General features: G+C 67.9%; 15 protein-coding genes. 9 read left to right on the plus strand and 6 right to left on the minus strand.

The window, feature by feature from the left end; genetic code table 11:
• The first annotated feature begins 323 nt into the window (after positions 1-323).
• Positions 324-1022 carry a DedA family protein gene (locus ACTRO_RS07465; protein WP_051450465.1) on the plus strand — a complete coding sequence of 233 codons (699 nt, stop codon included), beginning with the start codon at positions 324-326 and terminating at the stop codon, positions 1020-1022.
• A 54-nt stretch (positions 1023-1076) separates the two neighbouring features.
• On the plus strand, positions 1077-2291 hold the full coding sequence (locus ACTRO_RS07470; RefSeq protein WP_051450466.1) for a hypothetical protein: 1215 nt from the start codon (positions 1077-1079) through the stop codon (positions 2289-2291).
• 199 nt (positions 2292-2490) lie between these two features.
• Here the strand turns inward: ACTRO_RS07470 and ACTRO_RS46980 are convergent, their stop codons facing one another.
• Positions 2491-2796, minus strand: a complete 306-nt coding sequence (locus ACTRO_RS46980; protein WP_157435910.1) for a hypothetical protein — start codon at positions 2794-2796, stop codon at positions 2491-2493.
• A gap of 70 nt (positions 2797-2866) precedes the next feature.
• On the opposite strand from ACTRO_RS46980, the gene ACTRO_RS07475 reads away from it, so the two are divergent.
• The 3 genes from ACTRO_RS07475 to ACTRO_RS07485 are packed head-to-tail and all read left to right on the plus strand — an operon-like array spanning position 2867 to position 5952.
• A complete protein-coding gene (locus ACTRO_RS07475) occupies positions 2867-3394 on the plus strand; it encodes a PadR family transcriptional regulator (RefSeq protein WP_034262253.1) in 528 nt (175 codons plus the stop codon).
• Entirely contained in the window at positions 3391-4134 is a 744-nt protein-coding gene (locus ACTRO_RS07480; protein ID WP_034262256.1) for an ABC transporter ATP-binding protein, read from the plus strand. Before ACTRO_RS07475 ends, ACTRO_RS07480 begins: the two co-directional genes overlap by 4 nt.
• Before the next feature lie 3 nt (positions 4135-4137).
• Positions 4138-5952, plus strand: coding sequence for an ABC transporter permease (locus tag ACTRO_RS07485; protein WP_034262259.1), 1815 nt, complete (start codon positions 4138-4140; stop codon positions 5950-5952).
• 77 nt (positions 5953-6029) lie between these two features.
• Here the strand turns inward: ACTRO_RS07485 and ACTRO_RS07490 are convergent, their stop codons facing one another.
• The 3 genes from ACTRO_RS07490 to ACTRO_RS07500 all read right to left on the minus strand — a co-directional run bounded on the left by ACTRO_RS07490 (position 6030) and on the right by ACTRO_RS07500 (position 8897).
• The gene (locus ACTRO_RS07490; protein ID WP_034262261.1) at positions 6030-7118 is read right to left on the minus strand and encodes an ABC transporter substrate-binding protein; all 1089 of its coding nucleotides are present in this window, start codon (positions 7116-7118) and stop codon (positions 6030-6032) included.
• A 64-nt stretch (positions 7119-7182) separates the two neighbouring features.
• Positions 7183-8070 (minus strand): ABC transporter permease, encoded by an 888-nt coding sequence (locus ACTRO_RS07495; RefSeq protein WP_034262263.1) that lies wholly within the window; start codon positions 8068-8070, stop codon positions 7183-7185.
• A complete protein-coding gene (locus ACTRO_RS07500) occupies positions 8067-8897 on the minus strand; it encodes an ABC transporter ATP-binding protein (protein WP_034262265.1) in 831 nt (276 codons plus the stop codon). Before ACTRO_RS07500 ends, ACTRO_RS07495 begins: the two co-directional genes overlap by 4 nt.
• A gap of 205 nt (positions 8898-9102) precedes the next feature.
• Between ACTRO_RS07500 and ACTRO_RS07505 the strand changes: the two genes are divergently transcribed.
• Together ACTRO_RS07505 and ACTRO_RS07510 are read left to right on the plus strand one after the other, a co-directional pair.
• The gene (locus ACTRO_RS07505) at positions 9103-10710 is read left to right on the plus strand and encodes an ATP-binding protein (protein ID WP_211244148.1); all 1608 of its coding nucleotides are present in this window, start codon (positions 9103-9105) and stop codon (positions 10708-10710) included.
• Positions 10707-11438 carry a response regulator gene (locus tag ACTRO_RS07510; protein WP_084316057.1) on the plus strand — a complete coding sequence of 244 codons (732 nt, stop codon included), beginning with the start codon at positions 10707-10709 and terminating at the stop codon, positions 11436-11438. Before ACTRO_RS07505 ends, ACTRO_RS07510 begins: the two co-directional genes overlap by 4 nt.
• A 160-nt stretch (positions 11439-11598) precedes the next feature.
• Here ACTRO_RS07510 and ACTRO_RS48775 read toward each other — a convergent pair whose 3' ends face one another.
• Complete coding sequence (locus tag ACTRO_RS48775; protein ID WP_211244149.1) at positions 11599-11781, minus strand: substrate-binding domain-containing protein; 183 nt, start codon at positions 11779-11781, stop codon at positions 11599-11601.
• 306 nt (positions 11782-12087) lie between these two features.
• Between ACTRO_RS48775 and ACTRO_RS07520 the strand changes: the two genes are divergently transcribed.
• Complete coding sequence (locus tag ACTRO_RS07520) at positions 12088-13017, plus strand: COG4705 family protein (RefSeq protein ID WP_063627938.1); 930 nt, start codon at positions 12088-12090, stop codon at positions 13015-13017.
• An 89-nt stretch (positions 13018-13106) separates the two neighbouring features.
• The gene (locus tag ACTRO_RS46985; protein ID WP_211244150.1) at positions 13107-13373 is read left to right on the plus strand and encodes a substrate-binding domain-containing protein; all 267 of its coding nucleotides are present in this window, start codon (positions 13107-13109) and stop codon (positions 13371-13373) included.
• A gap of 7 nt (positions 13374-13380) precedes the next feature.
• On the opposite strand, the gene ACTRO_RS07530 is transcribed toward ACTRO_RS46985, so the two are convergent.
• Complete coding sequence (locus ACTRO_RS07530; protein ID WP_034262274.1) at positions 13381-14340, minus strand: M56 family metallopeptidase; 960 nt, start codon at positions 14338-14340, stop codon at positions 13381-13383.
• Positions 14341-14348: the final 8 nt, after the last annotated feature.

Here is a 14348-nt window from a genome sequence, read left to right on the forward strand (position 1 = left end):
CCGAATGGCCGTAATGTGCGATGAAATCCTGCACGTTCATGTCCTTCGCTTCTCGTGCAGCCGCGAGCTGTGGAAAGGAACCGAAGGCGGACGGCGTCGAGGGGGCGGTGGGCCGTCCGTCTCCGGCTGACTCCAAATTCTACACGTTTGTAGATGTTTGCTGGCGAGCCGCCTCGCCGTGTCGTTTGCAACCCACCGCGGGACCCCGCCGAGTCGGGCGCGCAGTGGCGTGGAACTACTACAGCGATGTAGAAATACTACAAGCTTGTAGAAGCAAGAAGCGCAGCCAGCGCCGCCGCCGGCTCTCCGGGAGGTAGGGCAAAGTGAACTTCTTCGATCCGAACGCGCTCCTGAGCACGACCGGGCCATACGCTCCCGCCGCCGTGTTCGCCGTGATGTTCGCCGAATCGTCGCTACCGATCGGATTCGTGTTGCCTGGCGACACTCTGCTCTTCACGGTCGGCCTCGTCTGCGCCGCCGGAATCCTGCCGCTGCCCTGGATGCTCGCGGCGGCGGCGAGCGGCGCAGTGCTCGGAGCGCACGCCGGGCTTCTGCTCGGAAGGCTCGGGTCGCGAGCGCTCTCACCACGACGCCCGCAGCGCCACGTCGTGCGAGCGGTGGAGAGGTTCGAACGGCTCACCGCGCGGCGCGGGTTCGGGCCGGCCTTGGTCGCCGCCAGGTTCATCCCCCTGGCGCGGTCGGCGACCGGGCCCCTCTCCGGCTTGCTACGTGTCCCGGTCGCGCGATTCACCGGCTGGGCCACGCTCGGCGGACTCGCCTGGACCGGATCCCTCATCTCCGGCGGTTACCTCATCGGGCGCGTAGCTCCGGGGCTCGAACGCTTCGTCCCGGAAGTCCTCATGCTGGCTGCGCTCTCGTTCCCGGTCGCCGCCTCACTCGGCTTCATATTCACCTGCCTGCGGGCGCGACGGGCCCTCGTACCTACACCCCCGACCGCCCCGATGCCGCGATTGGCGGTCGGAGGAGAACCGGACCTCGCCGCCACGACTGCGCCGCACTGAAACCCAGTAATCCGCTCAACCGTCGGACCCGAGAACGCGAACGGGGTGAGCCCTTTGACGCGAGCGCCGAAAACACCGCTACCTGAGACCATCGTCGACCCGAGCGACCGAACACAGGCTGACCCGGCCGAAACGAAGCGGCTCCGGCTACAGCGTTGGGGCGCGCTGACGATATGGGCCGCGCTGACTTCGATTTGGTTCGCCCGCCGCGGCGGCTATTCCTGGCACTACTTCGTGCACGGGAGCGCGCTGCTGTTCGACGGCGCGAGCGGAGGCGCCCCCACCGGAGGGATGCACATCTACGCCGACTATCCCCAGCTGCAGATCGGCCCGGTGAGCTTCGTGGTCGCCCAGGGCTTACGGCACATGGGGCCCGCGAACGGGCTGTACGCGGCGGAGATATTCATGACGGGCCTCGGGCTCGTCGCGCTGCACGTCATCGAACGGATCGCTGCGGCCTCGCGCCCCGAGGCGATCGGCGACCGGCGTTGGCATCATACGATGCTCGTCGGCGGGGCGCCCTTCATGATCGGCTGGACTGATCTGAGCGTGGCATACGCTCACCTCGACGACGTCCTCGCCTTAATCTTCGCGCTGGTCGCACTCTGGTCGGTCGCCGCCGGCCTGCCCGCGCTCACGGGAGTCTGCCTCGGCCTGTCAGTTGATGCCAAGCCGTGGTCGCTGGTGTTCCTCCCGATGATTCTCGCTCTGCCTCGCCGAGCATGGCACTACGCGGCAGCATGGACGACACTCGTCGTGATGCTCGGCTGGCTCCCATTCGTCGCAGCCGACTTCCACACGGTCGCGGCCGCATCGCAGTTCACGATCACGAACGAGCGCGACTCGGCCCTGCGTGCCCTCGGCGTCGGCGATCCGGTCACACCGAGATGGGACCGTGCGGCGCAGATCGCTCTCGCCTGTCTGCTGGGCGCCGAGGCCGTGCGCCGCCGACGCTGGCCTGCGCTGATCCTGCTCGGCGTCGGCGCGCGCGTCGCCTTGGATCCCGGCGTATACGGCTATTACACCGCGGGCGTGCTGCTCGGAGCGCTGCTCTGGGACCTCGTCGGCTCAGGTCTGTGGATGCCGATCTGGACCGTCGCGTCGGGCGCCGTTCTCGCCGCAACGCCCCTGCTCATCTCCGATGCCGCATTGCGCGGCCAGATGAGACTATCGCTCGTCATCGCCTTCACCTGCGCCCTGTTGTTCGGGCCGACGGCGTCAAGCACACATACGCCAGCCACGGACAATCGCCTCGCAACGCTGCGATAACCGGCAATGCGGCCAGGTGCGCCGGCTTCCAGACACAGCGTTCCGCTGATGAGCGTTGAAGATCTTAACCGGATCTGAGCAGGTTCCTTGCCAGTTCTGAAAATACTCGCAAATAAGATCCTGGCGCGGGCACTGGGATTGCCCGTACATGGTGGGTCCTGGGTTGACCTGCCAGGTGGGCTGCCGGACTATCCGGGTATCACAACCGCTTTTGGCACTGATGCCGGAGCCCGAACGGCAGCCCACCGTTTACCGTTCCCCTCGCCAAAGCGATGATGTTGAGCTCCACATGCGCCGGTCCGCGTACGAAGCCGACGGCGCGCAGCGCATCGGCGTCGGCCGCGCTGAGAATCTCCGCGAGCTCGGGGGCGATGCGCGTACCGCTGTGCGCGCATACGGCTCCCAGGTAGCCGACCTCATCCGCGATGCCGAGTAAGACCTCGAGATCGCGTTGCGCACCAGCCGTTGGTTGAGCACCGCCAGGGCCATGCCGCCCTCTGGCCACGGCCGTCGGTCCGTTGACAAGCCTACCTCTCTAACGGTTAGACTATAACCGTTAGAGAGGTGAGCGGTCGGTGCAGCAGGAAGTCGTCTTAGCGCTCCTCGCGAAGGAGCCTCGCCATGGTTCGCAGCTTCGCGCCCGGCTGGAGGCCGCACTCGGGCCGGTCGGTGACGGGCTGAACGCCGGCCACGTGTACGTCATCCTCGCCCGCTTGGAAAAGGCCGGGCTGGTGGAACGTGATGGAGCCGAAGAGCCCGCGCAACGGCAGGACCGCAAGAGCTACCGCCTCACACCGGCAGGACGGGAGCGGCTGGCCGAGTGGCTCGCCGACGTCACGTGGCCCAAACAGGATCAAGCCGACTTCCACCTGAAGCTCATCGTCGCCGACCAGGGCCGCCTGGCCGATCCGATCGCCCTCGTCGACGTGCAGCGTCGCGAGTTGCTTCGCCGCTTGCGCGACGCACAGCGCGCCGCGATGGCCGAGCCGGGCGATTCCGAAGCCGTGCTGCTGCTGGAGGGCATCGTGCTCAGGCTTCAGGCGGACCTGCGCTGGCTCGAGGCGTGTGAACGTACATGGACCGAACGAAGGGGAAAGCGATGAACAGCACGGGGGGAGCGCTAGTGTGCGCTCGCGGTCTGCGCAAGGACTACGGCACGGGGGAAGCACTCGTACGCGCGCTCGACGAGGTCGACGTCGAGATCGCGAGCGGCGAGTCGGTGGCGGTGATGGGACCGAGCGGATGCGGCAAGTCGACCCTCCTGCACCTGCTCGGCGGCCTCGACCGGCCGACGGCCGGGGAGGTATGGCTGGGCGGACGCCGCACCGACCGGCTCTCCGAGCGCGGCTCCGCTCGGGTCCGGCAGAGCGAGATCGGGTTCGTCTTCCAGTCCTTCCACCTCATGGAAGAGCTGACCGCGCAGGAGAACGTCGAACTTCCGGCGTTGCTGGCCAGGCGCTCCCCGTGCGCGGCCCGCGAGCGCGCCCGAACGCTTCTCGACCAGGTGGGGCTCACGGACCGCGCCCAGCACCTGCCCTCGCAGCTTTCCGGTGGCCAGCGCCAACGCGTCGCCATCGCTCGGGCGCTGGCCAACGAGCCGACGATCGTCCTGGCCGACGAGCCGACCGGCAATCTGGACTCCGCCTCCACCCTGGACGTGTTGCGCCTGTTCGAGGCCTTACATGCGTCGGGACTGACCGTTGTGGTCGTAACACACGATGAGCGCATCGCCGCCACTGCGGACCGATTGATCACGATGCGCGACGGGGCCTTCGTGGACGAGATGAGGCTGACCGGCGGCACGCGCGCGAGCCTCGCCGATCTCGCCGGGCTGGAGGGCTGACCGATGGGAAGGCTGCTCCTCATCCGACGCCTGGTCGCCAAGGACTTGCGCCGCCGTCCCGCGCAGGCGCTCCTGCTCACGCTCGCCATCGCGACGGCGGCGACGACACTGACTCTGGGGCTGGCGCTGCGAGGCGCGATCGACAACCCCTACGCCCGCACCCAGACCGCCACCAACGGACCCGACGTCATCGCAACGCTCCTGCCCGATGGTCCGCACGCCGGTGCGCGAATCGACCCTGGGCAGGTTGCTACCCTCGAACACGCGTCTGGCGTGGCCGCGAGCAGCGGGCCGTTCCCGGTGACCTGGACGCTGATTCAGCGAGGGCAGGCCCGCGAAGGTGCCGAGGTGGAAGGGCGCAGCGAGCTGCCGGCCGCGGTCGATCAGCCGAAGCTGATCCAGGGCGGCTGGGTGCGGCCCGGCGGCGTCGTCCTCGAAGCCGGATTCGCCGAGGCCCTCGGTGTGCACGTCGGGGAGCGGATGATCCTCGGGGGTGAGAATCTCGAGGTCGTGGGTATCGCGGTCAGCGCCGCCGTCCCGGACTATCCCGATATCTGCGCCTTCACCTGCGTGCTCACCATGGGCCACTACAACCCGGGCCTGGTCTGGACGACCGAAGCCGAAGCGGTGGCAATCGGCCGCTCCGCCTCGTCCTCACCTCTCGCCTACTACCTGAACTTGCGGCTGACCAATCCTTCCACCGCGAAGTCGTTCGCCGATGCCGTCGCCCTGACCAAGCCCACGCACTCCCACCTGGTCCTGTACACCGCGCAGTACGTCCGAGACGCGGACGCCCGCGTTCTCGCCAACGTCCAGCTCTTCCTGCTCACGGGCAGCTCCCTGCTCATGCTCCTCGCTCTCGCCAGCGTCGCCGTGCTGGTCGGAGGGCGTATGGCTGAGCAGAGTCGCAGAGTGGGACTCCTCAAAGCCGTCGGAGGCACACCGCGACTCGTCGCCCTCGTGCTGCTGTGTGAGAACGGCGTCATCGGACTGATCGCCGCGGGAATCGGCCTCCTCCTCGGGCAGCTGGCAGCACCGTCTATCAGCGGACCGGGCGCCGGCCTGCTCGCCGCGACGACCACCGCCGGCATAGACCTTCCGGCCGTCGCTGCAGTGACGGCACTGGGGCTGTTCCTGGCTACCGCCGCGACTCTTCTTCCCACCCTGCACGCGACACGCCGCAGCACTGTCTCCTCCCTCATGGACCAGCCCCGGACTCCGCGGCGCAGAGCGGCAAGCATCAAGCTCTCCGCCCACCTGCCCGCTCCACTTCTGGTCGGTGCGCGCCTGGCTGCCCGCCGGCCCAGGCGGGCAGCTCTGACGGTCGCCAGTACGACGGTGACCGTGAGCGGCTTGACGGCTGTGCTGATCATGCATGCGACCCAAGCGAACCCGGAATTTATCGCCCCCAGCGATCCGCTCAAGGCCCGTCTGAACGCGGCCGTTGTCATGCTCTCGGCAGCGCTGACCGTCTTCGCGGTGGTCAACGCCGTCTTCATTGCCTGGACCACAGCCCTCGAGGCGCGAGCCACCACCGCCCTCACCCGGGCTCTCGGAGCAACCGCGGGAGAAATCGTCGCGGGCCTGTCCGCAACCCAGGGACTGCTGACCCTTATCGGAGCGATCCTCGGCATCCCCTGTGGAATCGGGATCTACTATGCCTTCACGCCCCACGGCGCGACGACAACAGTGCCACCAGCACCTAGTCTTGCGCTCGTCGTGCTCTTCACGCCGCTCGCTGTCAGCTTACTCACCATCATTCCCGTCCGCATCGGCGCCCGCGGGCCCGTCGCACACTCCCTCAAAGCCACGGGGTGATCCAGGCTGCGCTGTTGCCCTGGGGCAGACCGCCGTGCGGCGAGGCCGAAGCCTCGCCGCACGCGGTCATCACCTGATCAGCCGTTGCCCGGCTCCGGCGTCGAAGAGGTCGTGAATCCCTCAGCCTTGTTCGCGGCGACCGCGAAGGTGTTGGTGAAAGTGTCGCTCAACTTCACCGAATCGACATTCGCGCCGATCGCCTTCTCGGTGGCCATCACAGTCTCGGGGCCGCCGGCCGGCATGATGCCGTCGGGCAGGAACTGCCCCTTGTCCTGAGTGAGCGCGGTGATGTACTCGGCTTTGGTGAATCCGTTGCTCTGCACGTACGTCTGCGGCAGTGCGTTCGCGATGTCGGTCGCCGAGTGCGTCGCAATCCAGTGCATCGTCGCCACCAGCGCGTCAACCACGTCCTGAGCCTCCTTCTGGTGCGAGTCCACCCAGTCGGTGCGGGCGAGCACGCCGGCTGAGGGCCAGGTGCCGCCGAGGGCGGCAGTGGCACCGGACGCGGTCGCCAGGTCGATGGCCGAGTAACCGATGTTCTGCTGCTCGATCTGCAGCACCGTCGGCTGAGTGGTCATCAGGCACTGGGTCTTGCCGGTCTTGAGCGCGGCTATGGCCGTGGCCCCGTCGCTCACACCGATCCGGCTGTACTGCTTGGTGGTGAGCCCGGACTTGCTCGCCAGCAGCTGGGTCAGCTCGTCGGTGCCGGATCCGAGGTCGGTCACGCCGAGGGTCTTGCCGGTCCACTGCGCGGCCGAGTGGATGCCGCTGCCGGTGGCGCACATCTCGCGCTCACCCGGAGCACCGGAGAGCTGGACGATGTCCTGCACAGCCTTGCCCTTGGACTGGAAGTCGATGGCGTGGATGTACCAGGCGCCGGCCATTTCCACCTGTCCCGAGGCCATCGCGTCTTCGGCGCCGACTCCCCCGTTGACCTCGGTGGTGAGCACCATGTTGACGCCGTACTTCTTGTAGAAGCCGAGCTGCTGGGCGAGTTCGTAAGGCAGGTAGATCTGCTTGTCGATTCCGCCGACCATGAGGGTGACGGTCGGAAGCGCCGCGCTGCCGCCGGAACCGGAGCCCGAGCCGGAGCTCGAGCAGGCAGTGAGCGTACCGGTCAGGGCGAGGGCGCCGGCGGCGGCACCGGTGAGGGTCCTTCTGAGCATGGCAAAGCCTTTCCATGTCTTCGTTGACGGGTAACGGGGTGGAACGCTGACCCGGGGCCGCGGTTCAGATCGCGGCGGCCTCGGACGGGGAGGGCGGGCGCCACGAGAGCAGGCGGCGCTCGACGCGGGTGAGCAGGAGCTCGACGACGAGCGTGATCGCGGCGATGACGAACATCGTGGCGAACACCCCGTCCGGGTTGAACTGGTTCTGCGCGGTGGCGATGACCAGGCCGAGGCCCTTCTGCGCGCCGAGCATCTCGCCGACGATCGCCCCGACGATGGCGAATCCGAAGGCCGTGTGGAGGCTCGCGATGATCCAGGTGAGCGCCGAGGGCAGGGTCACGTCGCGGACGATGCGCAGCTTGGAGGCGCCGAGTACCCGCGCGTTGTTGAGGATGTTGCGGTCGACCTCGCGCACGCCCTGGAACGCGTTGAAGAAGACCACGAAGAACACCAGTACCGCTGCCAGCAGGATCTTCGGCGTCGGACCGAGGCCGAAGGCGACGAGGAAGATCGAGCCGAGCACGATGCGCGGAATGGCGTTCATGATCTTGATGTACGGGCCGATGACCTTGGCCAGGAAGGGGCTCACGCCCAGGCCTACGCCGAACACGATGCCACCGGCGGTACCGACCAGGAAGCCGAAGACCGCCTCGCGCAGCGTCGTGAAGATCTGCGACCAGTACGAGCCGAACTCGGTCGCCTGGTCGCCCTGGGCGAAGTAGTCCCTCAGCTGCTTGGCGATGCCGCTCGGCTGGCCGAAGAAGAACGGATCGACGACCTTCCAGGCGGTCAGGAGCTGCCAGGAGCCGATGACGAAGACGGCGAGGACGATCTGCGCGGCCAGCACCCGCAATCTGCGCGTGCGCGCGATGCGGCGGCCGGGATTCGTCTTGCCCACCTCGAAGGACGGCACGACCTGGCTTTCGAGTCGGGGGGCGTGGTGGCTCATGCTGCGGCTCCTGCCGTGCGGGCGTATGCGAGCTCGACTTCTTCGCGCAGGGACTGCCAGATCTGCCGGTGCAACTCGAGGAATTCGGGCTGGAACCGGATGTCCTGGACGGCGCCGCGCGGGCGTGGCAGGTCGATGTCATAGACCGCCTTCACCGACCCCGGCGAGGAGGTCATCACCACGACTCGGTCGGCCAGAGCCACGGCTTCCTCGAGATCGTGCGTGATGAACAGCACCGAAGGACGTAACTGCTCCCACAGGCCGAGCAGCTCGGTCTGCATGATCGCTTTGGTCTGCACGTCGAGAGCGCCGAAAGGCTCGTCCATGAGCAGGATCCGGGGCTCGTTGATCAACGCCGCCGCCATGGCGACGCGCTTGCGCATCCCGCCGGAGAGCTGGTGCGGGTGCCGGTCCTCGAAGCCGGCCAGGCCGACCCGGCGCACCCAGTCGCGCGCGGACGCTTCCGCTTCGCGCTTGGGCACACCGCGGAAGCTGGGGCCGAGCGCGACGTTGCCGAGCACGGTCTTCCACGGCAGCAGGGCATCGGCCTGGAACATGAAGCTCACACCGTCGGCGATGCCCTCGACCGCGCGCCCGCCGACGCGGACCGTGCCCTCGCTGGGCCGGTCGAGTCCGGAGACCAGGCCCAGCGTGGTGGACTTCCCGCAGCCGGTCGGCCCGACCACCGCGCAGAACTGACCCGGTTCCACGTCGAAGGTCACGTCGTGGATCGCGGTGAAAATCGAGCCGTCCGGAGTGAGGAAACGTTTCGTCACGCCGGCGATCTCGATCCGGGCGCCGGGTCCCGCGGATGTCGTCGCGGTCATCTCGGATCGCCTCCTGTCTTCATTGATCGGGGAGGCCACACGCTAGGAGCGGCGGATCGGGGTTGTCTCGCTTGTGGTCGTAACTCGCGTTCCCCGCGTTTCCCCGGGTTTTGTGCATTGAGTTCACGGAATATCGGATAACGGATTGAATGCTTTTCCCGGATTTCCTTGCCCGGCCATAGGCGCCGCTTCCACAATCCTTCAGGTGCGACGAGGCGCGATGCGCAGGCTCTCCAGCCAGATCTTCGTCGGCCAGGTGGCGATCCTGGTCGCGACGGTCCTGGTGGGATTCGTCCTGTTCGCGCGGGAGGAACGCACACAACTCGATTGGCAGGCCGGACAGCAGGCCGTATCCATCGCCGAGACCACCGCCGACATCGACGCGGTCGGCGCGTGCTTGGAGGCGGCAGCGCCGCCGTGCGGCGACGAGGAGCAGCGGATCGCCGAGCGCGTGACCCAGTCGACCGGTGCCGCGTACGTGGTGGTCATCGACATGAACCGGGTCCGCCACTCGCATCCCAATCCTGCGCTGATCGGCAAGCAGGTCTCCGAACCGGTCGTTGCCGAGGACGGCAAGGTGCACGTCGTGACCGACGACGGCAGCCTCGGCCGCTCGGCCGACGCCCTGGTTCCGCTGTATGCCCCGGACGGCACGTTGGTCGGGGAGGTATCGGTGGGGATTCTGGAGAGCAAGATCTCCACAACGCTCTGGCGTGTCCTTCCGCCCTACGTCCTGTGGTTCGCCCTCGCCCTGGTGATGGGTGCGTTCGCCTCTTGGCTGCTCTCCCGTCGGCTCAGGCGGCGCACGTTCGGGCTCGAGCTCGACGAGATCGCAAAACTGCTGCTGGAGCGTGAGGCCGTGCTGCACGGCATCCGCGAGGGCATGATCGCGTTCGACCGGGCCGGGCGGATCACCATGGTCAACGACGAGGCGCGACGGCTGCTCGAGCTCGGCTCGAACGGTGTGGGCAGCTGGATCGAGGACGTGGTGGCGCCCGGACGGCTGCGTGAAGTGCTCTCCGGCGCGATCGACGGCAGGGACGAGGTCGTACTCACCGACGCCTACTGCCTGACCGTCAATCGGATGCCGGTCGTGCTCGGCGGCCGCCTGCACGGCTCGGTGGTCACTTTGCGCGATCGTACCGAGCTGGCCGGCCTGCTGCGCGAGCTCGACAGCGTGCGCGGATTGACCGACGCGCTACGGGCGCAGCAGCACGAGTTCTCCAATCGCATGCACATCGTCGCGGGCCTGCTCGAACTCGGCGAGGCCGAAGAGGCGCTGCACTATCTGACCGATCTGAGCCTTGCGCAGACCGAGGTCGCCGAGCGGCTTCGAGCCAGGATCGGCGCCCCGCTGATCGTCGGGCTGCTCTTGGCGAAGGCGACGGTCGCCGCCGAGCGTGGGATCGAGCTCGAGGTGGCCGACGAATCGTGGCTGGGTGAGGTTCCGGGTAAGACGCAGGCATTGACCACGATCCTGGGAAATCTGATCGACAACGCCCTCGACGCGGTCGGGTCCCGCGGATATCCGGCAGACCGTCCGGGACGAGTGCGGGTGCTCCTCGTCGAGGACAGGGGACGCATCACGATCGAGGTCGCGGACAACGGTCCGGGCATTGCGGCCGAGGACGTCGACGCGGTGTTCCTGGACGGATTCTCGACGAAGCCTCAGTCAGGGTCCCTGCGCCGCGGGTTGGGCCTGGCACTTGTCCACCGCATCGTCCAGCGGCTCGGCGGGACGATCTCGGTCAGCGTGGGGCCGGGCGCGACGTTCGAGGTCGGCATCCCGGCGGAAGTGGCGGTGTTGGTGTGACGGCCCTGGAGGAGACGACGGCTACCGAAGGAATCAGAACCCTGGTCGTCGATGACGACTTCCGTGTCGCCCGTATCCACGCCGCATTCGTCGAGAAGACCGAGGGGTTCCGCGTCGTAGGAGCAGCCCACAGCGCGGCTCAAGCGCTCGAGTCCATCGACGAACTACGGCCGGAGCTTGTGCTGATGGACGTGTACCTGCCCGACGGCGACGGCATCAGCGTCGTACGCGGCCTGGTGGAGCGGGCCGAGCATCCCGACTTCATCGTCATCACCGCCGCCCGCGACGTCACGACAGTGCGCGCCGCGATGCAGATCGGCGCCGTGCACTATCTCGTCAAGCCGTTCGGATACGACGCGCTACGCGAGCGGCTCGAGTCGTACCGCAACCTGCGTGAACGCATCGCCGGGCTCGGACCGGAGGCCGACCAGCCCGAGGTGGACGCCCTCTTCGGCCTGTTGCGCGGTCCGGTCCCGTCGAGCGAGCCGGCGCCGGGCCACAGTGCGCCGACGCTGGAGCTCGTCCGCGACGCTGTGCGCGCCGCCCACGGGGATGTGTCGGCGAGCGAAGTGGCTGCGCAAGTGGGGATCAGCCGGCCCACGGCACAGCGGTATCTCAGCCATTTGGCCCGAAACGGGATGGTCCGCATCCAGCTGAAGTACGGCTCCACGGGCCGTCCGGAACACAGGTACGCGATGCCTGAGGCAAGCCCCACGGCGAAGCGTTGATCCCCTCCTCGCTCAGGCTACGGCGACGCCCGTCGCCGTTGGGATCGACCGGCGCGTTCAGACGCATTCGCGCTCGACCACGCGTCCCCCTTCCGGCGTCAGGCCCTCGGCGGCCAGCCCGAGCAGGTTGCGGGCCGCGAGACGCCCGTATACCTCGGCGTCAGTATGCACGGAGGTCAGCGCCGGCGAGGTCTCCCGGGACGGCCAAGCCCTGGTCGTGTGCCGCGCTCAGTGCGCGAAGCGCGATCACGTCGGAGAACGCGGCGATCGCGGTGACGGCCGGGCTCACGCAGGACGCGACGGTGCTGGGCTGGCCCTGACCGTCGCACACGTGCAAGTTCATGCCTGCGGAGGCCACGGACGCGGCTACCGCAACCACCACAGATGTCAGCCGACGTTGCCTGATAAGCGTCATTGCTCATGCCTCCCTAGGCAGTTCACTTGGCGGAGAGGCTGAACACGCGGAGCGATCATAGATAGGGCCTTCACGTACAACTAAGCTTGCGCGGGCCTCCACGGTCGGCTGCAAAACCGCGCCTGGACCCTCCGCGATCGCACGGCCCGCGTCGGCGGAACTGAAGCCGCCGATAGCGCGTCTTCCCGCACGATAAGATTTACAACTATGTAGATATCATGCGGAGGTTGAGGCGTGAGCCGGGACGAGTGGCGGCAGGCGGACGTGGCCGGACCGGCGCTGTGGCGCCCGCCACAGCCGACCGGGCGAGCGGCCGGGCAGCCGTCCGGGCCGGCGGTCGAGGGCACCGGCTGCGGCGCACTGCGCGTACCCGAAGTCGCGCTCGCCTTCTGGATCGTCAAAGCCTTATCCACCGCGCTGGGCGAGAGCGCATCGGACGCACTGGTCAACTCCTCGCTCGGAGCCCAGATCGCGGTAGTGCTCGGCTTCTTCGCCTTCCTCGCCGCACTCATCATCCAGTTCAAACAGGCCCGCTACCGGGCCTGGCCCTACTGGACCTGCGTCGCCATGGTCGGGGTGTTCGGCACCATGGCCGCCGACGTGATGCACGTCGCCCTGCACGTGCCGTATACCGCCTCCAGCATCTTCTACGCGCTCGTACTCGCAGCCGTATTCACCGCCTGGCGCCGCACCGAGCACACCCTCGACATCCACAGCATCAACACCCCACGCCGCGAAGCGTTCTACTGGGCCGCGGTCGTCGCGACCTTCGCCATGGGCACCGCCATCGGCGACTTCACCGCAGTCACCCTCAAACTCGGCTACTGGCCCTCCGCAGCACTGTTCGCCGGACTCATCCTCATCCCCCTGACCGCATGGAAAACACGACACGCCAACCCAGTGCTCTGCTTCTGGTCGGCATACGTGCTCACCCGACCACTCGGCGCCTCGATCGCCGACGGCCTCGGCAAACCGAAGAACCTCAGCGGCATGGGCCTCGGCGACGGACCGGTCACCGCCGCACTCACCCTCCTCATCGCCCTCGCCGTCACCTACCTCGCCACCACGAAGAAAGACGTGCAGCACACGGATGCCGCTGCACGCACGGCTGGAACTGCGGCACGTGACCCGGGCCGCCGAGCAATGCCACATGAAGGGCATTGATATCGGCGCCCTGGGCCTTCGCGCTGCCAGACAAGCCGTCACCCGTTGTCGACGCCCGGCTTGGATTTTCCACCGAGGCGGGTGCGCTCTTGGGCCTCCAGCCTCTGATACGCCTGTCCCTCCCGTCGAACGGCTTAGCCGGCGAGGAAGTGATGCGGGCCTTCCGCGTCGCCGAGGACGTGGCGGTGATCGGATTCGACGCCGGCGAGCACGGCGCCCTTTTCCAGCCCTCGCTCACCAGCGTCCACATCGATGCGGAGGCTCACGGCCGCGCCGCCGCCAGACACATCCTCGGCCTGGACCTCACCAGGCTTGCCTTCGGCGCCGGTCACCTGGTCCTACGAGAATCCACCTGAGCCCCGTTCACCTTCGCGCCCGTTCGATGTGGGCAAGCGCGATCAGTTCATGCAGGTCGTTCGCCGCTTCCAGCGCACAGAAGGCGGCAAGGGCCATCACAGCGAGAGCCGCGATGAGCGCGATCACGCTGGAACGCGGAGTCGGGCTGAGCAGCGCCGCAACCCGACGAGGCACCGGGCCGGCACCATCGAGTCGCAAGTCGCCGGTGCGGCTGAGTACGGCTCCCATCGCCAACAATGGATTCCGGCTGGGCCTGGTCCGCTTGGTCGCGATCGCTGCCGCGGCGATGGCGGCGGCCACCTGCCGACGATCGCCGATCTCACGGGCGGCATGCTCGTCGGCCCAGCGCTCGAGCGCGAAGTCGACCGCGACAGCCAACGGACGCACGAGCGGGTTGGCGGCCGCGGCCAGACGCACGGCAGTGCCGAAGACATAGTGCCGACCACCCAAATGCGCCTGCTCGTGGGCCAGCAGCGCCCGTCGGCCAGGCTCGTCGAGCGCGGCGAGCATCCCGGTGGAGACCACGATCCGCCCCGGGCGCCCGGGAACCGTATAAGCGTCCGCGGCATCGTCTTCGGTGATCACGAGATCATGTCGGCCAGGCAGAGCTCTGGCGTGCCCGAACGCCGCTGCCAGGGCGCGGATGCGGGCGACGGCGAACGCGATCGTGCCCAGAAGTGCGGCGCCGAAGAGGATCCCCGCGCACACCGCGACCAAGCCCGACGTCGGGTCGGTGGTTCCGACGACCCTTCTCGACAGATGCGCGAGCCGGGCAAGCACCGGAACGCGAACGAGTGCCGCGATCACCAGGAGGCCCAGTGCGCCGCAGCTCGTGCCCGCGAGAGCCACCGCGGCGCCGCTGAGGACCCAGGCCGCGTGGCGCGGATGCAATCGGGCGGTGGCCAGCCTCGCCAATGGCAGGGCCGCAAGCGGAAACACCAGTGTGACGTAGACGAACACGCGCATGGATCGCC

This window comes from Actinospica robiniae DSM 44927, assembly GCF_000504285.1.
Classification (GTDB): Bacteria; Actinomycetota; Actinomycetes; order Streptomycetales; family Catenulisporaceae; genus Actinospica; species Actinospica robiniae.